Origin of the sequence: Enterobacter cloacae complex sp. IR53030, assembly GCF_049238365.1 — a bacterium.
GTDB lineage: Bacteria > Pseudomonadota > Gammaproteobacteria > Enterobacterales > Enterobacteriaceae > Enterobacter > Enterobacter kobei.
Genome location: NZ_JBMKHA010000072.1, coordinates 1 through 881 on the forward strand (window position 1 = coordinate 1; position 881 = coordinate 881).

At 51.4% G+C, this 881-nt stretch carries 1 protein-coding gene; it reads left to right on the plus strand.

What is annotated here, in order from left to right; translation table 11 throughout:
- On the plus strand, positions 1–857 hold an 857-nt coding region (locus ACOTXR_RS25110), incomplete at its 5' end, for an IS630-like element ISAhy2 family transposase (RefSeq protein WP_421767141.1).
- Positions 858–881: the final 24 nt, after the last annotated feature.

The following is an 881-nucleotide window of genomic DNA, read 5'->3' on the forward strand; positions in this document are numbered from 1 at the left end:
GTTGGCTTCGGTGGTATCGAGATGAAGGCATAGATGCGCTAGAAGCCTTACCGGCTGGCCGTGCCCCAGTCTTACCTATCGCCAAGATTGTCACCTTACTGGTGCTGCTCATGCAGTTTTCTCCGCAAGATTTTGGTTATCAGCGCAGCCGTTGGTGTACTGAACTATTGGCTATAAAAATCAATCGGTTAACAGGGCTCAATGTGGCAGCCTCCACGCTCCGCCGATGGTTACCTCGTATGGGCATTGTCTGGCGCAGGCCCGTGCCGACCTTGCGGATAAAAGACCCAGCCTATCAGGAAAAAATGGCGAATATCGACGCCGCGCTGGCCCGCTGTGATGCCGATAATCCGGTGTTTTATGAGGATGAAGTCGATATAGACCTCAATCCCAAATTAGGAGCCGACTGGATGTTCAGAGCGCAGCAAAAGCGGGTTGTCACACCGGGGCAGAATGCCAAGCATTATCTGGCAGGCGTTCTCCACGCAGGCAACGGAAGGGTACTTTACGTCAGCGGGATCAAGAAAAACTCATCGCTGTTTATTGCCATGCTGGAAAAGCTGCGCCACCACTACCGACGAGCCAAAACCATCACGTTGATCCTCGATAACTACATCATTCACAAAAGCAAACAGACCGAGCGATGGTTGAAGAAGAATCCCAAGTTCTGCCTGGTGTTCCAGCCAGTTTACAGCCCTTGGGTTAATCACATAGAACGGCTATGGCACAAGTTACATGAAACCATCACGCGCAATCATCAATGCAGAGGGATGGCAAACCTGCTGGCCCGAGTGAAACACTTCATGGATACCGTGTCTCCTTTCCCGGGGAATGGCTATGGCACAGCGAAGGTGTAGCACTATTGGGATCAGTTATTTAGC